The organism is Saccharothrix isguenensis (assembly GCF_052936305.1).
In genome coordinates, this window is the sequence record NZ_CP193626.1 from 2,072,782 (window position 1) to 2,093,078 (window position 20,297).

Below are 20,297 nucleotides of genomic sequence, written 5' to 3' on the forward strand. Positions count from 1 at the left end.
GCGGGTTACGAAACTATCGAAACTTTTCGGCATGGCCACCGGGCGACCGGCCCGTTCAGGCTGCGACCAGCCCAGGGGAACCCGGCGGCGACCACGATGGCGATCATCTCCAGCGCGCGACCACCGGGAGCCGGTCATGTCCGAAGATCGCATCGGCGAGTACCGGCTCTGGCGGCAGAGGGCCGGTGTCGGGTACTTCGGGCAGGTCCGCGTGCGTCTGGCGACGGACGAGGGGAGTGGGCCGCCGGTCGTGTGGCGGGTGGACGCGGACGACGCGTGGTCCATCCAGCCGGACCTCGACCGCAAGCTCGTGGACGCGGCGCTGGCGGGTGCGGCGAACGGTCTCTCGACCTGGTGTCCTGCTGCGGCGTGGACACCGCCGGGATCACGAGGTGGTGCACGCGCGACTCGACATGACCGACATCGAGGAGTCCGCCGTCCGGGCGGCGGCGGCCCTCGCGGTGGCGGAGGCGTTCGGCGTCGCCGACCGGGTGGAGCTGGGGTTCGACGCCGGCTGGACCGTCGGCGTCGAACCCGGGAACGCCTAGCGGGACTGGAGGGCGTCCACCGCGACGGCCTGCGCGATCACCACGCGGCGGTCGATGTGCGGGTCGGCGATCTGGATCAGGTAGTGGTCGCGGACCCAGGTCTTCTTGTCCACGCTGAACACCGGCTGACCGTTGCGGCCGAAGTCGAAGTGGTAGCGGAACGGGACCGGGATGTTGTTGACCAGGGGGAGGAAACCCCACACCCGGCGCAGGACCGCGAGGCCCGCGTTGCGCTCGCTGCCCGTGGCCGTCGGCGCGCCCGGCACGTCGAGGTGCCAGGTGGAGTTCATCAGGGACTTGCCGAAGTCCTTGCGGAAGTGGCCGATCGGCCGGCCGTCGGCGTCGGTCACGTCGTAGCCGCTGCCGAGGTCGATCACCTTGCGCGCGCGGAAGCCCGCGAGCACCTGGCTCTTGCTGGAGTCGGTGTAGACGGTCACCTGCTCCTTGAACGCCATCCTCTTCTGCTCGACGAACGCGACGAGCTGACCGGGCTCGCCGCCCTGGTCGGCGAAGATCTCGTAGCGGTTCACCATCAGGGTGACCTTCTGGTGCATGTGCAGCACGTTCATCGCCTGCGAGAGCATCGTCGTCCCCTTGACCTTCGGTGGAACCGCATTTTCCCACCCGGTCGGACCAAGATCCCCAGTGGCACCGCCGTGCCCGCTCTGTCACGGTTCGGTCACTCAAGCCGGGATTGACCGTGAAACGGCAGGTATCGATTGACATTCGATAGGCAACGAGCGAGACTCGATGCATGATCGCAGAGCGTTGGGCGGTAGCCCTGCTGAGGGTTTTCCTCATGTTGCTGTTCGGGGTCCTGGTCCTGTTCCAGGTGATGTCGTTGCCCGGCCAGTTCGCGCACATGGCGGAGGTGTCGCCGGACATGGCGCACCTGCGGTGGCCGCTGACGGCCATCACGGTGTTCTGGGTGCTGTGCGTGCAAGTGGTCGTCGTGGCGACCTGGAGGTTGCTCACCCTGGTCAAGAACGACCGCATCTTCAGCGAGGCGTCCCTGGTGTGGGTGGACGCGATCGTGTGGGCCATCGCCGCCGCCTGGCTGGTGTTCGTGGGCGTGTTCCTCTGGGTCGGCTTCAACGCGGACGACCCCGGCGTGCCGCTCATGCTGTTCCTGATGCTGATCGGTCTCACCGTGCTGGGGCTGCTGATGGTGGTGATGCGGGCGCTGCTGCGGCAGGCCACCACGCTGCGGAGCGACATGGAATCGGTGATCTGATGCCGATCATCGTGCGCATCGACGTCGAGTTGGCCAAGCGCAAGATGAGCGTCGGCGAGTTCGCGGAACGCGTCGGGCTCACGCCGTCGAACGTGGCGGTGCTGAAGAACGGTCGGGCGAAGGCCGTCCGCTTCAGCACGCTGGAAGCCATGTGCCGGGTGCTCGAGTGCCAGCCGGGCGACCTGCTGGAATGGGTCGACGACGAAGAAGGACAGCAGTGATCGAGGTGCGCGGCCTGACGAGGCGCTACGGCGACGTCCTGGCCGTCGACGACCTGAGCTTCGACGTCGAACCGGGCAAGGTCACCGGGTTCCTCGGGCCGAACGGCGCCGGCAAGTCCACCACCATGCGGATCATGCTCGGACTGGACCGGCCCACCTCGGGCACCGCCCTCGTGAACGGGCGTCCGTACGCGACGTTCGCCGAACCGCTCCGAGAGGTCGGCGCGCTGCTCGACCCCGGCGCGGCGCACCACGGCCGCACCGGTCGCAGCCACCTCCGCGTGGCCGCCCGGTCGAACGGCATCCCGGCGCGCCGGGTGGACGAGGTGATCGAACGGGTCGGGCTCGGCCGTGCGGCCCGTCGCCGGATCAAGGGCTACTCGCTGGGCATGCGGCAGCGCCTCGGGATCGCGGCGGCCCTGGTCGGCGACCCCGGCGTGCTGCTGTTCGACGAGCCGATCAACGGGCTGGACCTCGACGGCGTCCGGTGGATTCGCGGACTGCTGCGCCAACTCGCCGACGAGGGACGCACCGTGCTGGTCTCCAGCCACCTGATGAGCGAGATGGAACAGGTCGCGGACCGCTTGGTCGTCATCGGTCGGGGCCGCTTGATCGCCGACGCGACCACGGAACAGATCATGAGCGGGCTCGGGCACGTCCAGGTGCGGGTTCGCGGTCCCGAGCCGGACCGGCTCCTCACCGCGCTCCGGGAGCACGGCTTCCGGGCCGAACGGGTCGACGCCCGCGAGGTGCGGGTCGAGGACAGCACCGCCGAGGAGGTGGGCGAACTCGCCCACTCCCTGAACGTTCCGCTGCACCACCTCAGCGAGGTGCGCCAGTCCCTTGAGGATGCCTACATGGAGCTGACCAACAGCAGCGTCGAGTACCACGGCCGTGAGCTGGTGGGGACGACCGAGGGGGCGCGGTGACGGCGCTGGCAGGCGCGGCCGGCCACGCCTCCGCAGGCCACGTCTCCGTCGGGCGTGTGTTCGCCCGCACCTGCGCCGCCGAGTGGGCGCGACTGTGGACGGTGAAGGCGACGTGGTGGTTCCTCGCCGCGGCGGCCGTGACGATGGTGGGGATCGGCGTCATCGCGGGCTTGGAGGCGGCCTCCGATCCCGTTGCGCCACGGGGCGGCTCGGCGTGGTTGGCGGGGTCTTTCGCGGGTATGCCGGCGCAGTTCGCCCTGCTGGCCCTCACCTTGACCGCGGTGACGTCCGACTACGCGACGGGCGGGATCACCCCGGCCCTCCAGTGGACGCCACGCCGCGGCGTCTTCTTCCTCGCCCGCACGACGGTGGCGGTGGGCACGGTGACCGGTCTCGGTGTGCTGCTCGCGGTCGCGTCCGCGTTCACGGCGTTCGTCGCGGCCCGGCCACTGCTCGACGTTCCGCTGGACAACGGCCTGGAGGTGCTGTCCGACGTCGCGTTCGTCTTCGCCGCGGGAGCGGCTTTCGCGATCGGGCTCGGCTTCCTGCTGCGCAACATCGCCGGAGCGCTGGTGACCGTGTTCCTGCTGATGCTCGTGCTGCCGCTGATGCTGCCGAACTTCGGCTACGAGTGGATGTCCGCGGTCGCCGACCTCCTGCCCGGGTCCGGTGCGGCGTTCCTGCTGATCGGGGAGGTGCCGGGGATGACGCGGACGTCCTCGGTGATCACCATGCTGTGCTGGGCGCTCGGCGCACTGGTGCTCGGCCGGCTGCGGCTCGCCCGCGACGACGCCAACCGCTGACCCCCGCAGGACTCGCGCGTTCGCGAACGCTCAGGGGCAGGCCCGCCGAGCGGTGTCGAAGTTCGTGGAAGAAAATTCGGCGGCGGTGTCGATCCGCGGCGCCCACCGTTCGACCTAGGGGTGAGAGGGTTCGAACGGGACCCGGACAGACCCAGGAGAGACAGAAGATGAAGTACATGCTGATCATGCGCGCGACCGACGAGGCCTACCGGAGCATGAGCGACATCGACTTCGACGAGATCTTGGAGATGATGGGCAAGTACAACGACGAGCTGATCCGGGCAGGTGTGCTGGTCGCCGCCGAAGGGCTCGCCGACGCCGAGGAAGGCGTGGTCGTCGACTACTCCGCCGAGCCGCCGGTCGTCACCGACGGCCCGTACGGCGAGACGAAGGAGCTGTTCGGCGGGTTCTACATCCTCAACGTGACGTCGAAGGAAGAGGCCGTCGAGTGGGCGAAGCGGGCGCCGGGCGCCGGTCCCGGCTTCAAGACGGAGATCCGCCGGGTCACCTCGATCGACGAGTTCCCGCAGGACAACGAGTGGATCCAGAAGGAGCGGGCCTGGCGCGAAGCCACCGGCCAGCTCTGAACGGCCCGACCGGGATGCACGCACCCACCGATCGCACCGCCCGTGACGCCGTCGCCGCCGTGTGGCGGATCGAGTCCGCACGGATCGTCGGCGCCCTCGCGCGGTACACCGGCGACTTCGCGCTGGCCGAGGACATCGCCCAGGAGGCCGTGGCGGAGGCTCTCGTGACCTGGCCGCGTGACGGCGCGCCCCGCAACCCGGCGGCGTGGCTGCTCACGGTCGGGAAGCGCCGTGCGATCGACGCGTTCCGCCGGCACTCCGCCCTCGACGAGAAGTACGCCGTCCTCGCCCGCGACCTGGGCGAGGGCGGCGCCTCCTCGGGCGCGGCGCCCGATCCGGCCGAGGACGTGCTGTGGGATCCGGACCAGATGGACGACGACGTGCTCGCGCTGATGTTCATCTCCTGCCACCCGGTGCTGTCGCGGGAGGCCAGGGTGGCGCTGACGTTGCGCGTGGTCGGCGGTCTGACCAGCGACGAGATCGCCAAGGCGTTCCTCGTCCCGACCGCCACCGTGCAGGCCCGGATCACCAGGGCCAAGAAGACGCTCGGTGCGGCGCGGGTGCCGTTCGGGCTGCCCCCGGCGGAGGAGCGGAGGAAGCGGCTGGGCTCGGTGCTCAACGTGATCTACGTGATCTTCACCGAGGGGTCCACGGCGAGCTTCGGCGGCGAGCTGATCCGGCTCGACCTGGCGAGCGAGGCACAGCGGCTGGCCCGGGTGCTGGCCCGGTTGACGCCGGACGAGCCCGAGGTCCACGGCCTGCTGGCGCTGCTCGAACTGACCTCGGCCCGCTTCCCCGCCCGCACCGGGCCGGACGGCGCGCCCGTGCTGCTGGAGCACCAGGACCGCCGTCGCTGGGACCGCGCCGCGATCCGCCGTGGACGGGCCGCGCTGGCGCGGGCGGAACAGGTCGGCCGAGGCCTGGGCGCCTACGGCTTGCAGGCGGCCATCGCCGAGTGCCACGCCGTCGCACCGTCGGTCGAGGCGACGAACTGGGAGCGCGTGGTGCTCGTCTACGAGGCGTTGGGTCGCCTCGCGCCGTCACCCGTCGTCGACCTCAACCGGGCGGTGGCCGTCTCCATGGCCCGGGGGCCGGCCGCCGCGCTGGCGATCGTGGACGACCTGGTGGCGGCCGATGCGCTGTCCAGCTCGCACCTCCTGCCGAGCGTCCGCGGCGAACTCCTCACCCGCTTGGGACGTACCGGAGAGGCGCGGGCGGAGCTGGAGCGCGCCGTGCGGCTGTGCGGCAACGAGCGGGAACGCCTGGTGCTGGAGCGGAAGCTCGCCGACCTGGCCTAGCTGTTCTGTCCTGTGAGGTTGGGTACGCGGGTGGCGGGTGGCTGGCCGCCGAGTGCGGTGTGGCCGCGGTGGTGATTGTAGGTGTGCAGCCATCGCGGCAGCGCCTCTCGCCGCTCGGTCTCGGACCGGTATGCCTGGGCGTAGGCCCATTCGTCGAGCAGGGTGCGGTTGAAGCGTTCGACCTTGCCGTTGGTCTGCGGCCGGTAGGCGCGGGTGCGTTTGTGGGTGATGCCGGACTGGGTGAGGGTGTCGCGCCACAGGTGTGAGCGGTAGCAGGAGCCGTTGTCGGTCAGCACCCGTTTCACCGTCACCCCGGCGGCCCGGAAGAACGCTTGCGCCCTGGTCCAGAACGCGGCGGCGGTCTGCTTGGTCTCGTCCGGGAGGATTTCGGTGTAGGCCAGGCGGGAGTGGTCGTCCACGGCGTTGTGCAGGTAGGCGTAGCCGAGGTTGGGACGGCCGTGGACCTTGCGCGGCCTGCCCGGGTCGCGGTGGGCGGAGCTGTTGCGCCCGCCGGCCTGCCGGCCGTGGACCTTGTGGCCGCCGCCGTCGGGGATGTTGCCCAGCTTCTTGATGTCGACGTGGACCAGGTCGCCGGGCGCGGCGTGTTCGTAGCGGCGCACCGGCACGGCGGTGGCCCGGTCCAGGTGCGCCAGGCGGGCCAGGCCGAAACGCCGCAGCACCCGGTGCACCGTGGAGGGGTTCAGGCCGAGCAGGTAGGCGATGCGGGCCGGCCCCCACCGACGCGCCAGACGCACCTTCACGATGCGGCGCTCGCGGCGGGTCGGCAGGCGGCGTGGGCTGCGGTGGGGGCGGCTGGAGCGGTCGACCAGACCCGCCTCCCCGTGCTCGCGGTAGCGCCGGGCCCAGCGCGCGGCGGTGGTCGGCGAGACCTGGAACCGCTCGGCCGCGCGTCGCAGCGGCCAGCCGTCCTGCACGACACACCGGGCCAGGCGCAGCCTGCCCGCCGGGGTCAGCGGTGCGTTAGCGTGGGTCACGAGGGCCTCCGTGGGCTTGGTGTAGACGTCGCAATCCACACCGAACCCGGAGGCCCTCCCTCATTCCAACATCATCCGACTACGTGTCGGACCGCCCACAACCTCCCAGGGCAGTACACCTAGCCGATCCGCCCTAGGTTGGAGAGCCGGGAGGCCTTTCCCGGAGATCCATGGGGGATGGATGAGCGACACCGGCACGGCACCGGGAACGGTCGGTCGCGGCAAGTGGCGTGACGCGGGGGAGTTGTTGGCCGACCGGAGGTTCCGGCGCTTCTTCTTCGGCTACGCCACGTCGTTGGTCGGGTCGTCCATGGCACCGGTGGCCATGGCGTTCGCCGTGCTGGACACCGGCGCTTCGGCGACCGCCCTCGGTCTCGTGTTCACGGCGGGCGTCGTGCCGTCCATCGTGCTCCTGCTGGCCGGTGGGGTGCTCGCCGACCGCGTGTCGCGCCGGACCGTGATGGTGGTGGCGGACATCGTGTGCGCCGCCGCCCAGTTCGTGTTCGCCGCGCTCGTCTTCACCGGCACGGCGGAGCTGTGGTCGATGATGCTGCTGGCGGCCGTGCGCGGTGGTGCGGCGGCGTTCTACCAGCCCGCCCTGGCCGCGATGCCGCCCGACCTGGTGGAGCGGGGCCGGTTGCAGCGGGCCAACTCGTTCCTCGGGCTGGCGAAGGCGATCCCCGACGTGGCGGGTCCGGCCGTCGCCGGTCTGCTGGTGGTGCTGGGCGGTTCCGGCGTGGTCCTCGTGGTCGACGGGGTGAGCTACCTGCTCAGCGCGGTGTTCCTGGCCGGTGTCCGGGTGCCGCGACGTGCCGTGGTCGAGCGGGCTCCGGTCGCCCGTGATCTTCGGCGGGGCTGGGCGGAGTTCCGGTCCCACCGGTGGCTGTGGACGGGCGTCGTGCAGTTCGCGTTGTGGAACATGGCCGTGGTGGCGCCGTTCATGGTGCTGGGGCCGGTGATCGCCCGCGACGACCTGGGCGGCGCGTGGGCGTGGGGCACGATCGCGGCGGCGCAGGGTGCGGGCGCCGTCCTGGCGGGCGTGGTGCTGCTGCGGGTCCGGGTGCGCCGGCCGCTGGTGACGATCGTGGTGGTCCAGCTGAGCTGGGTCTTCCTGCTCGGCTTCCTCGCGCTCCGGCTGCCGATGCCGGTGGTGGCCGTGGCGGCGTTCGCCGTGGGCATCGGCTCGGGCGTGTTCATCGCCCTGTGGCGCACCACCGAGCAGACCCTCATCCCGCGCGACGTGCTCTCCCGCGTCACCTCCTGCGAACTGCTCGGCGCGTACGCCCTGGGACCGGTGGGCCTCGCGGTCGTGGGCCCGGTCTCCGACGCGTTCGGCATCGCCCCGGTCCTGTGGTTCGCCGCCGCCTGGCAACTCCTCAGCAGCGCCGCGATCCTCCTCGTCCCGGAAGTCCGCTCGACCCGCCTCGACCGGGCCTGAAGTCCTGGCTGACACCAGCAGGAGGTGGCTGAGGCGGACGGTTGGACGCCGGTGGCCCGTGCCTTGTGCCCGGACGAGGCTGAACGGCGTCACCCGCACGAACTGGCGCCGGGAGGTCGGCGGAAGCCGGCCGCGGGCGTCGTCCCCGCGGTCGAGCGCGGGTGACGCCTGCTGTGCGGCAGTTGCCGGCGATGATGGGTGACGTGCCCGCTTTGGCCCTGGGCCGCCGCAGCGATGTGCCGGCGTGGAACAGCGCCGGGCACGCCCTGTTCGCCGGGCACCTCGACCCGGCGGCGCCGGACCGTCCGGAGCAGCGGCCGAACAGATCGCCCTCGCGCGCGGCCATGGCCCTGCTCGTCCACAGCACCCAGGGGACTGCCGGCGCCGACCCGGTGCGCGAACCGGTTCCGTGCGAATAGCGGTCCGATCCCAGCAGATCCCTGAACGAAGGTCGACCTGCCCACAATCAATGAGGAGGACGGTCGTGCGCGCCGGAAAACATTGGAGAATGGGAGAAGAATGCGCAAGAAGGTTATCATCACCGTGATCCTGACCGCCGGAATGGCAGTCGCACTCGCCGCTGCCCCCAGGTCGGCCGCGGGCACGGGTCCGCAGGCAGCGATGTCGCAGTCGCGGCCGGCCGGGCACACCCAGGTGGTGCGGTCGAGTCGCGGATCGCGAACCACTTCGTCGCCGCGGTGATCCCCGGCTGCTCACCACGGCACATCGCCGCGATGCCGGCGGACGGCCTGCCCAACGGACTCGCCCTCGACGAGCGCACGGGGACGTCCTACGCCACCGACTCCGTCCTCGGCACGATCATGACCGTGCCGCTGCGCGGTGGCACGGTGGTGGTCTGGTCGTCGGCACCCGGCACGGACGCCCCGGCCGGGTCGAGGTCCGCGTCACGGCCTCGTCGGCATCGACGACTTCCCGTTCTACGGTGACGACGTGCTGTCCGCCCTGAACGGGCTGAACCAGGTGGCGCGCATAGCCCCGACGGCACCTCCACCACGCTCCTCGACGCCACCGACGGCTTGCAGAACCCCACGTCCGTGGCCGTGCGCGACAACACCGCCCTGGTGTTCAGCGCGGCCTACACCACCTCCACCGACCCGAACCTGGTGCCGGCGACGCTGTCCTGCCGTTGGTGAACGGCCTGATGGGGCCGGCCCGGACGACACCGTCCGGGCCGGAGCCATCGGGATCAGCGCAGCGGGCCGGTCCTGGCTGGCGTCCAGCGGACCGCCTTCTGGCTGCCGTCCGCCGTGGTGCTCCGGCCGACCACGACGCCGTGGTTGTTGATCGCCACCGGCGCGCTGTACGTGCCGCCCAGCGAGTCGAGGTACGTGACCCGGCCGGCGCGCCAGAGGAACGCGCGGGACGACCCGTCCGACGTCACCCCGACGACATCACCCCGCTCGTTGATCGCGATCGCCTCGGACGGCGCGGGCACCCCGAGGTCCACCTCCTTCCCGTCGGCGGGCCACAGCACCGCGCGCTGGAAGCCGTCTGCGCCGACCGACCAGCCCACCGCGTCACCGCGTTCGTTGAGCGCCTGCGCGCCGTGCGCCACCCGGCCGTTCTCGGCCAGCACGGTCACCCCGTCGCCCTCCCAGCGCAGCGCCACCGTGCCCCGGTTGCCGACGACGACACCGGCTTCGTTGATCGCCTCCGCGGTGTACGACCCGTACCCGCTCGGCACGCCGGCCAGCTTCGTGCAGTCACCGTCGGCACAACGGATGGCGGCGAACTCCTGGGTCGCCGCCGACGAGAGGCTGCCCGCCACCACGCCCGCGTTGTTGATCGCTTCCAAGGACACGTACGGCCCGGTCAGCGACAGCTCCGTGTGCCGGCCTTCCTCCCACACCGAGGCGCGGTCGTAGTGGCCGAGCGTGGACCTCGAATACGTCATGGGCACGTCGCCGCCGTCGTTGATCACGTAGGCGAGGGCGCGTGCCGCGGTCGGTGGCGCGATGGTCTGCCGCGTGCCGCTGAACCACACCCACGGTTTCAGCCCGGCGGAGGAGTCGAGGCCGAGCACCTGACCGCGCTGGTTGATCGCGGAGGCCAAGCCGGGGCCGAGGTCGGTCGCCCCGCCGCGCGGTGACCACATGACGGCGTGCACCGGGCCGTCGCCCTGCGCGCTGCCGATGACCTGGCCGAGGTCGTTGACACCGGTCACGTGGTGGCCGGGATAGCCGGGCAGGTCGGCGAGCGCGGCGACGACCATGGTGTCGTCCGCGGGTGTGCCGTAAGCCGGTGGCACGAGCACCAGTGGCAGGGCGGTCGCGAGCGCCAACACGGCCAGCGACGCGCGTAACTCGGGCATGATCGCTCCATTGCGAAGACGTCCTGGTGGGTGGTACTGGATCGATTCGACCGTAGCCCGTCGCTCGAACGGACGGCGTCGGCCGGACAGCGCAACGGGACGAGCCGGCGCGCCCACGAGGCGTCGCCGACCGTCCCTGGAGTGGGTCGTGCCCCCTGCGGCACCGCCGGAGCGGTGGCCGTCAGGGGGCACGAGCCGTGTCACCACGGCATTCCGGTGCGTCTTCCGGAGATCAGCCCGCCGCGCAGGAGACCGAGGGCCAGTTCCAGTTGCCGTTCGCCTGTATCGTCACGCCCCAGTTGTTCCCGCTGCCGTTGGACTTCGCGGTCAGCACTTGCGCGCTCGGGTAGCTCGCGCTGACGTTCCAGGTGGCGAGGACCTTCGCCGGGGACGGCACGTTCATCGTCACGGTCCAGTTCGACGCGCCGCTGACCGAGACGTTCAGGTTGTACCGGTCGCTCCACTGCTGGCCCGCGGACAGGGTCGCGGTGCAGCTGCCGCCGCCACCGCCGCCGGGGGGCGGTGTGGTGGTCGTGCCGCCGACCGTGATGTTGGAACTGCCGCTGCTCTGGTAGCCCTCGGTCGCCATGATCATGTAGTCGTGCGAGCCGAGGTTCATGCCGTTGCGGGCCCACGCGTCGAAGTGGTTGCCGGACGTGATGGTGCCGCCCGTCCGCTTCGACTGCCGGACGCTCCAGTACTGGTCGAAGGTGCGGGTGCCGTCGATGGAAGGCTGGTTGACCCGCGTCGTCTTGTAGATGTCGTACGTGCCGCCGTCCGAGGTGACCGTGCCCTTGTACGTCCCGGTGGGCCGGTAGGTGCCCCAGCTGTCGACGATGTAGTACTCCACCAGCGGACCCCTGGTCCAGCCGTAGAGGGTCAGGTACGAGTTCCCGGACGGGTTGAAGCTGCCCGAGTAGTTCACCGCCCGGCGCCCGCCGGTGGCCCAGCCCTTGCCCGCGACGAAGTTGCCGGTGTTGCGCCACGACGTGCTGTAGTTGCCGCTGGAACCCAGCTCCATGGAGACGGTGCCGGGGCTGTCGGTCCAGAACGAGTAGAAGTAGCCGTTGTTGGTGCCGGTTTGGTTGGAGGTCACCGCGGCGTAGGCGTTGGGCGCCCCGAATACGACGAGCATGAATGTGATCGCCATCAACGGGATGATTTTCCCGCGTCTGGTGTTGACCGACATCGGCGAGTTCCTTTCCTGTGCAGGGTGGACCGGCCGCTCCGGGTATTACAGGGCAGAAGCCGGGCGGCAGGGATGGTGCACGTGCGACGATCGACGTGAAATAGAATCGATCTGATCGTCGGAACATGTCAACAGTTTGCGAAACTTCGAGCGTCGGGTAATCACAAAGCGGATGAGTGCGCGCGCGTGCCCGGCGCCGTGCGGGCCGCCGGGCACGCGCACGTGCCGTCAGCTGCCGGCGCAGGTGAGCATCGGCCTGCCGGGTGTCCCGGAGGACGTCCCGAGGAACCCGAACGTGGTCGTGGCGCCCGCCGCCACCGCGCCGTTGTGCGAGACGTTGCGGGCCGTGGCCGTCGTCCCCTGGCTGGTGACGGTCGCGTTCCACGCCTGGCTGATCGCCTCGCCGGAGGCGAGCGTCCAGGACACGGCCCAGTTGCTGATCGCCGCCGTGCCCGCGGTGACGCGGACTTCACCCTGGAACCCGCCCGGCCACTGGTTGACCACGGCGTACGTCGCGCTGCACCGCGCCCCGCCGGGAATCGTGGTGGTGGTGGTCGTCGTCGTGGTGGTCGTGCTCGTGCTCGTGGGTGTTGTGGTGCTGGTGCTGGTGCTCGTGGCGGTCGGGGTGGTGGGACCGCCCCACCCCGACGTCGAGTCCAGCCACGCCGACCGGCGCTGCATCCAGTCCCGCATGAACTGCACCTGGCCCTGCCACGTGGGCGCGGTCGGGGTGGTGAAGAAGCCGATCATCGGGGTGGAGAGGTTCGGCCAGCGCTGGAAGTTGCGCTGCGCGCCGTTGGCCAGCGGCCGGGTGAGCGTGTCGATGCGGCTCTGCACGGCGGAATCGGAGAGCAGGCCGCCGCGGCGCAGCGACTGCCAGCGCGACTTGAGCTGGTTGACGAACGCCGGGTCCCGCAGGAGCTGGGCCTGCCAGTCGTTCGCGGACGGCTGCCGGGTCTGCTGGTGCTGCCAGCCGGCGGTCTGGTCGTTCTGGAAGTACCCGCCCACACCGAACGTGAGGTCGAAGTCCCACAGCGGTCCCGCGAAGATCTTGGCGTCACGGTCCTTGTAGAAGTGCGCGCTCCGGAGGTACGCGTCCATCCCGCGGCTCAGCTCGTTGATGATCATGTGATCGATGAACGAGGGGACGTCGATGTACTTCCGGTAGCCGTTGACCGGGTCGGCGGAGTTCGGCGCCCGCAGCGCGTTGTGGAATTCCTGTACGTGGTTGCGCAACCAGTCGCGCTGCTGGGTGTTCAGCGGGTCCGGGTCGGCCACTTCGAGGTAGTTCCAGCACGTGTTCGTCGGACCGCTGCACGGCAGCGTCGGCTCCTCGGCGGCCATCCACTCGAACTTGAAGATGTACCCGCCCGAGATCCGCGGCATGGTCGTGTCGTCGGCCTTCAGCTTCTTGAGGTCGAGCCGGTTCTTGGTGTTCTTGATCGTCTCCACGAGCATGTAGACGCCCATGTAGTCGTTGGCCGCCACGGGGCTCGCGTCGGTGTTGACGTAGAGCTCCGTGAACGCGTAGCGCGGCGCCTTCAAACCCATCTCACGACCGAGGTCGTAGATGAAGGCCTCGCGGATCAACGACTTGTCGGTGAACGGTCCGCGCAGCACCCAGTCCGAGTCGGCGGGCATGCCGAGCACCGGGTAGTCGGCGTCGTCGCTGTCGTTGTCCCACAGCTCGACGCGGTACGGCGTCTTCTCGAACGAGGCCGACGACTGCCCGCGCAGCTTGAACCCGGAGCGGGTGGCGATGGTCGGGGTCGCCGCCAGCGACGTCGTCCCGCCGGCACCCGGTTGGAAGATCATGGTGGTGGCGTCGAAGTACTCACGGGCGGGCTTCCCCGCGCCGTAGGAGTCGATCAGCGTCACCGGCAGGTCGTGCGCCGTGGTGACGTTGTGGGCCACGTACATCGCCGTTCCCGGCGCGCCGGACGCGGTCCCGCCGACGAACGCCTGCGCCCGCAGCTGCGTGGTGCGGCTGAACTGGAGCGGCGAGCCCTGGTAGGCGGTCGACTGCGCGTTCGGCAGCCGGCCGTCGGTGGTGTAGCGGATCTGGGCGCCGGCGATCGCGGTGCTCAGCGACACCGACACCTGCCCCTGGAACGTGCGGCTCGGCACCGAGAAGACGATGTCGCCGACCAGGTCCTCGGCCGAGGCGGCGGCGGTGACGGCGTCGGCGGCCGCCGTGCTCGCGTCCGGTGCGGCGGGCCGGGTCGCGGACTCCGGTGCGGCGCCGGCCGACAAGGGGATGAGCAATCCGGCGAGGAGCACGGCGGCGACCGCGAGCCCCGTGGTGCCGTGGGTAGCCGCGGCGCCGTTGCTGCGGGTGGTCAAACGCACGATGCCTCCTGTTCGGGTCGGTGGGACATGGTCGGTGTCGGGCCGACGGACGGTGCGGTGTCGCGGAAGTGGCGACGCAGCGTCCGTCGCCACGGCACGTCGGGCAGGTCCAGTCGGAGCGCGGCCAGGCCGGTGGCGTACTTGGAGATCCGGGTGGGCCGCATCCCCCGTCGCCACAACACGCGGTCGACCGGTGTGGCGGCCGACGCGGTCTTGGTCTCGACCACCGTCAGACCCGGCAGCCGGAGCGTGGAATCCGCGTCCCGCCAGGAGAGCGCTGTGTCGATGGTGACCCGGCTCCGGGTGTCCGGGAGCAGCAGGGTGGCCCGCTGGTAGTCGGTCACCAGGACCGGGTCGAGCGAACTGCCGGTCTCCGGGCCGACCGATTCGCGGGCGAGCGCTTCGTCGACGAAGTGGCGTCCGGGGTGGACGGTGCCGGAGTCACGGGAGCGGTAGGGCATCCGGTGCTTGGTGATGCTGCCCCGGGCGCCGCTGATCTTGACCTCCAGCCAGCACTCCCCGGAGTCCAGGTAGGTCCGGGTGCGGACCTTGAAACGGCGGCGACGCCGGTACGCCGCGCAGTAGTAGCTGGCCAGCCGGGGGGTGTCGAAGTACACCGACTCGTAGCGGAACGTGCGTTCGCCATCGATGTCCAGCACCTTGGCGTACGGCGCGATCTGGTCCAGCAGGCGAGGCAGCGCCTCGGTGGGGACGAGGTACTTGCGGTCCACCCTGGTCTGCAACGCGGCGCGGTCGATCAGCTCGGCGAGCCCGACGGGCGCCAGCCGCGCCAGCGCACGCGTGATCGGCATCGTGGTCATCGGCGCGCTCCCATGGGTGCGGGCGCCCCCGTGCCCGCGGTCAGACCGCGTGCGGTGAGCGCGTACCGGACGTCGACCACGGTCGTCTCGTTGACCAGGTCGAGCCGCTGGACGTTGACGGCGTGGACGCGCGCGTGGAGCAGCTGTTCCAGGTGCGCGACGAGCGCCACGTGGTCGGTCATCGCCGTGTCGAGCACCAGGACCTGGTGCCGGTAGTGCCGGAACAGCCGCTTGTGGTCGCCGAGGAACATCACCAGGACGATCAGCGCCATCAGGCCCGCGTTGAGCCACATCGAGGTGGTGCCGAGCGCGCCGAGGAGACCCAGGGCGAGCGCGGAGAAGTAGTACGCGACCTCGTGCTGGTCCAGCTCGGTCGAGCGCAGCCGGATGATGGACAGCACGCCGAACAGCGCCATCCCGAGCCCCAGCCCCGCGCCGGTGTTGCTGGCGCTCAGCGCGCTGGCGACCGCCAGGACGCCGACGTTCACCCCCAGGTAGGCGACGACCAGGTCGCGGCGGCGATGTCGGGGGAAGTAGAGCCCGAATACGAGTAGTGCCACTGCGCAGATGTCGATCGCGAACAGGACGAGTTGTGACATCTCGTTCGTTCCTCCTGAGCCGGTGCCGGGTGTCGGCTGGGCACCGCCCGCTCCGTGGCGGGGGTCGCAGGACGGTCGCCGAAACTTTCGTGCATTGCGGTAAACTTTCGGGAACTACTGCGAAACGATAAGGGGCTTCACGGTGTCGCGTCAATGAACTTCAGGTGTGTGACCGTGGGCCAAAAGGAGCAACTATTGCTGGTAAAGAGTGATTCTCGGCCTGCGTCGCCGTCATCCGGGTGAAAGCGCCAAGGGGGTCAAGCCGTCGTCCGTCACTGTCGTCCATGTCCGAAACTTTCGAAGCACTGCGCCATTGATCGGTCACGTGACGTCAGCAACGGGGGCGACGAGCACCGGACCTGCACGTCGAGAGGGCGGCACGCGGGAGTGCCCCGCGGTGGCGGCGGCGTCGGCCGCAGTGCCGACCGGCGAGTGCGGCCGTCCCCGCCCTGGTCCCCACGGACCCGGCCGGCTGAGCGCGTGGAGGGCTCAGCCGGCCGGTCACCACCGGGAACGCGAGCCGGCTTCCCCTGGGACGTCGACGTAGAGTCGAACACCTCGCGCAGCGCCGTGCTGCGCCCGCAAGGGGGCCTGGCTCGATGACTGACGACCTCCGGACGCTGTTGCGCGGGCTCGCGGTGTTCGCCGGCGACCTCTCCCGGGTTCGACCCCGAGGCCACGCCGCAGGACCCCGTGCCGCTGTTCACCGAGTGGCTGCGCACGGCGGTCGGACGCGGTGTGCCGGAGCCGCACGTGATGACGCTGTCCACTGTGGACTCCGATGGCCGGCCGTCGTCCCGCGCCTTGATCCTGAAGGACGTCGACGAGTCGGGCTGGCAGTTCGCGTCCACTTCGGCCGGTCGCAAGGGGCGGGAGCTGGGCGCGACGCCGTTCGCGGCGCTGAACTTCTACTGGCAGCCGTTGGGTCGGCAGGTCCGGGTGCGAGCGGCGGGTGGCGGCCTCGCCGGACCTCGTGCCGCCGACGTGGACGCTGTACGCGTTGCGACCCGACGAGGTCGAGTTCTGGCAGGCCGACAAGGGCCGCCGGCACGTGCGGCTGCGGTACGAGCGCGGCGACGACGGGTGGGCCAAGGTCCGGCTGTGGCCGTGACGGCAGGTCGGTGACCCCGGTAAGCCAGTCGGTCGCCATCGCCACGGCGGGTCGGCCGATCCGCACTTCTTACTAGTCCGTGTGGGTGACGCCGGTGGCGGCGTTCGCGGTGTTGATCGTCACCACGGTGATCCGGGGCGTGCTCGTGCCGGGTGAGCATGCAGTTGATGGGCCGCTGGAAGCGGTGGCCACCGCCGTTCGCCCGCCGTGCCGCCGCACCCCACGAGGACTTCGTGTCGCGGGTGGACGAAGCTGGGGAAGGTCGAGTGCGGCGAGGACGAACAGCGCGTCTGGATGCGGACCGAGCACAGCCCGAACGTTCCGTGCCAGAACTTCCCCGTCCCACCGCTGATGGCACTGACGTCCTGCACTGCTACCACGGCAACGACTTCCACGTCGGCCGGGCGAAGAGGTGGCACGCGGTGTGACCGGTGGCCTACTCCACGCTCCGTTCCGGCCCGCCTGGTGGACGAACCGGCGTCGATCAGGGGTCGCCGGCGAATTTCGTGGCGGCTGAGCATGGCGCTGGAGCGGATCGCGCGGTAGAAATAGCCACACCGTTGCTTCCGTGTCCGATCCCGGCGGTGCTGTCGTGAGAGCGCTCTCTCGCGTCGGCGCCCGGTCGGGTCGGCGTCACTACCCCCATAGAGGCTAGTCAATGACGATCATGCCCCACGCAAGACGTGAGAGCGCTCCCACGCGCCGAGGTCGGGTGTTCGTGCTCGGCCTCGCGCTGGCCGCGACCGCCGTGACGATCGCACCGGCCGCGAGCGCCGCCCCGCCCCGCCCCGGCACGCCCGACCAGCTCGGCGTGAACGTCAAGGTCTTCGACCCGAGCATGCCGGTCGCCGAGATCCAGGCCGCCCTCGACGCCACCCACACCGCGCAGGTGGACAACGAGATGGGCACCGAGCGCTACGCCTACCTCTTCAAGCCCGGTCAGTACGGCACCGCCGAGCAGCCGTTGCAGATCAAGGTCGGCTACTACACCGAGATCGCCGGCCTGGGCGCCTCGCCCGAGGACGTCGTCATCAACGGCAAGGTCGACGTCTACAACCGCTGCCTCACCGAAGGCGGCACGGCCAACTGCATCGCGCTGGTCAACTTCTGGCGCACGCTGGGCAACCTGACCATCAACGTCGACGCGGCGGGTCAGGACGGCTGCCGCGCCTCCGCGAACTTCTGGGCCGTGTCGCAGGCGGTGTCCATGCGCCGGCTCAACGTCACCGGCGGCACCATGTCCCTGATGGACTACTGCACCGCCGGTCCGCACTACGCCAGCGGTGGTTTCATCGCCGACTCCCGGCTGCCCGCCGTCGTCAACGGCTCGCAGCAGCAGTGGCTGACCCGCAACAGCGAGGTCGCGAGCTGGTCCAACGGCGTGTGGAACCAGGTCTTCTCCGGCGTCGTGGGCGCGCCCAGCGACGCGGCGTTCCCGACCGAGCCGTACACCACGCTCGACACCACCCCGCTGTCCCGCGAGAAGCCGTACCTGTTCGTGGACGAATCGGGCTCCTACAACGTCCGCGTGCCCGAGGCGCAGCGGAACACCAAGGGCGTCTCGTGGGCGGACGGCATGACCGCCGGCCGCACCATCCCGCTGTCCGACTTCTTCGTCGCGACGCCGGCGGATTCCGTGCGTGACATCAACAACCAGCTCGCGCGCGGCAAGCACTTGCTGCTCACGCCCGGTGTGTACGACATCGGGCGCAGCATCGAGGTCAAGCGCCGCAACACGGTGGTCCTCGGCATCGGCCACGCCACGCTGACCGCCGTGAACGGTTCCATCCCGGTGGACGTCGCCGACGTGCCCGGTGTCGTCATCGCCGGCGTCACGGTCGATGCCGGTACCGAGCTGTCGCCGGTGCTGATGAGGGTCGGCAAGAAGCACGGCAACCGCCCGAGTTCGCCGACCAACCCGACCACGCTGTCCGACGTGTACTTCCGCGTCGGCGGGCCGCACATCGGCAAGACCGACACGGCGCTGGAAGTCAACAGCGACAACGTCCTCATCGACCACACGTGGGTGTGGCGCGGTGACCACGGCGTCGAGGGCTTCACCGACACCGAGCGCTGGAACACCAACATCGGCCGCACCGGCGTGGTCGTCAACGGCGACCACGTCACGGCGACGGGGCTGTTCGTCGAGCACTTCCAGCAGTACAACACCGTCTGGAACGGCGAGCACGGCACCACCGTGCTGTACCAGAACGAACTGCCCTACGACCCGCCGACGCAGGGCGACTGGATGAACGGCGACGTCGCGGGCTGGGCGGGCTACAAGGTGGGCGACCACGTCAAGTCGCACACGCTGCACGGCGGCGGCGTCTACGTGTTCAACCAGAACAACCCGTCGATCCGCACGGAGAACGGCTTCGAGGTCCCGGAGACGCCGGGTGTGAAGCTGCACCACATCATGACGGTCAACCTCAGCGCCGGCGTCATCGACCACGTCGTCAACGGCGTGGGCGAGGCGGCCGACATGACGAAGGTCGGTGTCCCGGTCTACATCACCGAGTACCCGGCCCCGTAAGCGAAGGCCGGCCAGGAACGTGAGCGGTGCCCGACCCGGCAGTCGGGCACCGCTCACCCCCGTCCGCGGTCACTCGGACGAACCGCGCCGGCGGGCGTGTTCGACCAGTTGCTGTGCTTGTTCAGGACGTCAGGAGCTGCACAGGGCGTCGGCACCCCGAGACGGCGTCGGTTCGCGGAGTGGTCGAGGCGTCTGCCGAACCGGTCCTGCTGGTGGAACGGCGTGCTCGTGGGCCTTGCGGGGAGTACCCCGAACGGATCGTCAGAGACGTCGAGCGGACCGCCAGGCCGTCGAGTAGTGGCCGCCGTCGTCCAGGAGCGACGTGCCGCCGACGTCACCCAGCGTCGGTCCGTTGATGCGTTCCCGGCTGGAGATGAAGCGGTGGTGGCCGTCGCTGTCCAGGCCGAAGTAGATGCCGACGTGGTCGAGGGTCTCCGGGTCGTCCTCCACCTCGAAGAAGACCAGGTCACCGGGCTGCAGGACGCCGTAGTCGGTGGCGCGGCGGCGTTCGTTCCGCACCAGCTGGACACCGGGGCCGAACTCCGAGATCGCGTACGCCCGCCGCGGGATGCCGGGCCCTGCCGTGTTGGTGCCGAGCAGCGGCATGCCCATGCGGTAGCCGAAGACCAGCCGGATGTACCCCGAGCAGTCCACGGCGCCGTAACGGCTCTTGTCGGGCTGTCCGTTGCTGCCGTTCGGGAAGCTCCACGGCACGCCGAGGTAGTCGTAGAAGTCCGACTGCTCCTGCCGCCCCGCCCCGGACGACTTGACCGGCCCGAACGACGCGTCACCGCGGAAGCGGACGCCCTTGGGGTCGGTCTCCGCGGGCGCGTCGATGACGTAGTCGGTGGCGATCGCCAGCACGTCCGGGCTGGTGTCCTGCCGCGCGTCGCTGAACCAGGTCTGGAACCAGTCGGAACTCTCGGCGCCGGCCCGCCACGGTTCGGGCAGCAGCCGCACCCACGCCGAGGTGTTGATCGTGGCGGCGGTCGCCTGCGGCTCGCTGAACGAGCGGCGCGAACCGTTGAGCAGAGCGGTCCTGGCGTCGTCGGTGAAGGTGGCGACGATCGCACCCGCCTGGTCGCGCACGACCGTGCGGGCAGGCCCGGTGACGCGCTCGTAGAGCAGTGCGGACTGCGGGGCGGCATGGCCCTCCTGGGGCTGCGAGGACTCCGCTTGTCCCGCCGGCGGGACGTCGGCGGACCCCTTGGGCCACCACGTGACGACACCCGCCGCCACCACCGCGACGACCGCGACCGCGCCGGCAACGGCCAGACGCCCGATTCTCCGATTCACCACACCTCCAGCGG

The 20,297-nt window shown here is 70.4% G+C and carries 20 protein-coding genes and 1 pseudogene; 13 read left to right on the forward strand and 8 right to left on the reverse strand.

Annotation, left to right across the window (positions count from 1 at the left end):
• Positions 1 to 392 precede the first annotated feature (392 nt).
• Positions 393 to 548 (forward strand): hypothetical protein, encoded by a 156-nt coding sequence (locus ACRAKI_RS09990; protein WP_447006766.1) that lies wholly within the window; start codon positions 393 to 395, stop codon positions 546 to 548.
• Here ACRAKI_RS09990 and ACRAKI_RS09995 read toward each other — a convergent pair.
• A complete protein-coding gene (locus ACRAKI_RS09995) occupies positions 545 to 1,132 on the reverse strand; it encodes a hypothetical protein (protein WP_447006767.1) in 588 nt (195 codons plus the stop codon). The two genes, ACRAKI_RS09990 and ACRAKI_RS09995, sit on opposite strands and share 4 nt — an antisense overlap.
• Positions 1,133 to 1,302: 170 nt before the next feature.
• On the opposite strand from ACRAKI_RS09995, the gene ACRAKI_RS10000 reads away from it, so the two are divergent.
• From ACRAKI_RS10000 to ACRAKI_RS10025, 6 genes are all read left to right on the forward strand, one after another.
• Positions 1,303 to 1,782 carry a DUF2975 domain-containing protein gene (locus ACRAKI_RS10000; RefSeq protein ID WP_447006768.1) on the forward strand — a complete coding sequence of 160 codons (480 nt, stop codon included), beginning with the start codon at positions 1,303 to 1,305 and terminating at the stop codon, positions 1,780 to 1,782.
• The gene (locus ACRAKI_RS10005) at positions 1,782 to 2,003 is read left to right on the forward strand and encodes a helix-turn-helix domain-containing protein (protein WP_447006769.1); all 222 of its coding nucleotides are present in this window, start codon (positions 1,782 to 1,784) and stop codon (positions 2,001 to 2,003) included. Before ACRAKI_RS10000 ends, ACRAKI_RS10005 begins: the two co-directional genes overlap by 1 nt.
• On the forward strand, positions 2,000 to 2,932 hold the full coding sequence (locus tag ACRAKI_RS10010) for an ABC transporter ATP-binding protein (protein ID WP_447006770.1): 933 nt from the start codon (positions 2,000 to 2,002) through the stop codon (positions 2,930 to 2,932). The genes ACRAKI_RS10005 and ACRAKI_RS10010 overlap by 4 nt, the downstream gene beginning before the upstream one ends.
• A complete protein-coding gene (locus tag ACRAKI_RS10015; RefSeq protein ID WP_447006771.1) occupies positions 2,929 to 3,735 on the forward strand; it encodes a hypothetical protein in 807 nt (268 codons plus the stop codon). The genes ACRAKI_RS10010 and ACRAKI_RS10015 overlap by 4 nt, the downstream gene beginning before the upstream one ends.
• Positions 3,736 to 3,902: 167 nt before the next feature.
• Complete coding sequence (locus ACRAKI_RS10020; RefSeq protein ID WP_447006772.1) at positions 3,903 to 4,322, forward strand: YciI family protein; 420 nt, start codon at positions 3,903 to 3,905, stop codon at positions 4,320 to 4,322.
• 14 nt (positions 4,323 to 4,336) lie between these two features.
• Positions 4,337 to 5,620, forward strand: a complete 1,284-nt coding sequence (locus ACRAKI_RS10025) for an RNA polymerase sigma factor (RefSeq protein WP_447006773.1) — start codon at positions 4,337 to 4,339, stop codon at positions 5,618 to 5,620.
• On the opposite strand, the gene ACRAKI_RS10030 is transcribed toward ACRAKI_RS10025, so the two are convergent.
• Positions 5,617 to 6,615, reverse strand: a complete 999-nt coding sequence (locus ACRAKI_RS10030; protein WP_447003591.1) for an IS481 family transposase — start codon at positions 6,613 to 6,615, stop codon at positions 5,617 to 5,619. The two genes, ACRAKI_RS10025 and ACRAKI_RS10030, sit on opposite strands and share 4 nt — an antisense overlap.
• A 181-nt stretch (positions 6,616 to 6,796) precedes the next feature.
• Here ACRAKI_RS10030 and ACRAKI_RS10035 point away from each other — a divergent pair, with 181 nt between their 5' ends.
• The 3 genes from ACRAKI_RS10035 (at position 6,797) to ACRAKI_RS10045 (ending at position 9,000) form a co-directional block, all read left to right on the forward strand.
• On the forward strand, positions 6,797 to 8,053 hold the full coding sequence (locus ACRAKI_RS10035) for an MFS transporter (protein WP_447006774.1): 1,257 nt from the start codon (positions 6,797 to 6,799) through the stop codon (positions 8,051 to 8,053).
• Between the two features lie 161 nt (positions 8,054 to 8,214).
• Positions 8,215 to 8,472, forward strand: a complete 258-nt coding sequence (locus ACRAKI_RS10040; protein ID WP_447006775.1) for an MmyB family transcriptional regulator — start codon at positions 8,215 to 8,217, stop codon at positions 8,470 to 8,472.
• A 315-nt stretch (positions 8,473 to 8,787) separates the two neighbouring features.
• Positions 8,788 to 9,000, forward strand: a complete 213-nt coding sequence (locus ACRAKI_RS10045; protein WP_447006776.1) for a hypothetical protein — start codon at positions 8,788 to 8,790, stop codon at positions 8,998 to 9,000.
• Between the two features lie 260 nt (positions 9,001 to 9,260).
• On the opposite strand, the gene ACRAKI_RS10050 is transcribed toward ACRAKI_RS10045, so the two are convergent.
• The 5 genes from ACRAKI_RS10050 to ACRAKI_RS10070 all read right to left on the reverse strand — a co-directional run bounded on the left by ACRAKI_RS10050 (position 9,261) and on the right by ACRAKI_RS10070 (position 15,343).
• Positions 9,261 to 10,385 carry a hypothetical protein gene (locus ACRAKI_RS10050; RefSeq protein ID WP_447006777.1) on the reverse strand — a complete coding sequence of 375 codons (1,125 nt, stop codon included), beginning with the start codon at positions 10,383 to 10,385 and terminating at the stop codon, positions 9,261 to 9,263.
• Between the two features lie 232 nt (positions 10,386 to 10,617).
• Entirely contained in the window at positions 10,618 to 11,535 is a 918-nt protein-coding gene (locus tag ACRAKI_RS10055) for a glycoside hydrolase family 11 protein (RefSeq protein WP_447006778.1), read from the reverse strand.
• A gap of 267 nt (positions 11,536 to 11,802) precedes the next feature.
• Positions 11,803 to 13,923, reverse strand: a complete 2,121-nt coding sequence (locus tag ACRAKI_RS10060) for a CotH kinase family protein (RefSeq protein ID WP_447006779.1) — start codon at positions 13,921 to 13,923, stop codon at positions 11,803 to 11,805.
• Positions 13,914 to 14,744, reverse strand: coding sequence for a polyphosphate polymerase domain-containing protein (locus tag ACRAKI_RS10065; protein ID WP_447006780.1), 831 nt, complete (start codon positions 14,742 to 14,744; stop codon positions 13,914 to 13,916). The genes ACRAKI_RS10060 and ACRAKI_RS10065 overlap by 10 nt, the downstream gene beginning before the upstream one ends.
• Positions 14,741 to 15,343: a DUF4956 domain-containing protein gene (locus ACRAKI_RS10070; protein WP_447006781.1), complete on the reverse strand. Its 603-nt coding sequence runs from the start codon at positions 15,341 to 15,343 to the stop codon at positions 14,741 to 14,743. Before ACRAKI_RS10070 ends, ACRAKI_RS10065 begins: the two co-directional genes overlap by 4 nt.
• 756 nt (positions 15,344 to 16,099) lie before the next feature.
• Between ACRAKI_RS10070 and ACRAKI_RS10075 the strand changes: the two are divergent.
• The 3 genes and pseudogenes from ACRAKI_RS10075 to ACRAKI_RS10085 all read left to right on the forward strand — a co-directional run.
• Positions 16,100 to 16,231: pseudogene (locus ACRAKI_RS10075) on the forward strand (oxidase); the annotation flags it as partial.
• Between the two features lie 64 nt (positions 16,232 to 16,295).
• Positions 16,296 to 16,454: a pyridoxine 5'-phosphate oxidase C-terminal domain-containing protein gene (locus ACRAKI_RS10080; protein WP_447006782.1), complete on the forward strand. Its 159-nt coding sequence runs from the start codon at positions 16,296 to 16,298 to the stop codon at positions 16,452 to 16,454.
• Between the two features lie 667 nt (positions 16,455 to 17,121).
• Positions 17,122 to 18,987, forward strand: a complete 1,866-nt coding sequence (locus ACRAKI_RS10085) for a hypothetical protein (protein WP_447006783.1) — start codon at positions 17,122 to 17,124, stop codon at positions 18,985 to 18,987.
• 261 nt (positions 18,988 to 19,248) lie between these two features.
• Here ACRAKI_RS10085 and ACRAKI_RS10090 read toward each other — a convergent pair whose 3' ends face one another.
• Positions 19,249 to 20,283, reverse strand: coding sequence for an NlpC/P60 family protein (locus tag ACRAKI_RS10090; RefSeq protein ID WP_447006784.1), 1,035 nt, complete (start codon positions 20,281 to 20,283; stop codon positions 19,249 to 19,251).
• Between the last annotated feature and the right edge of the window lie 14 nt (positions 20,284 to 20,297).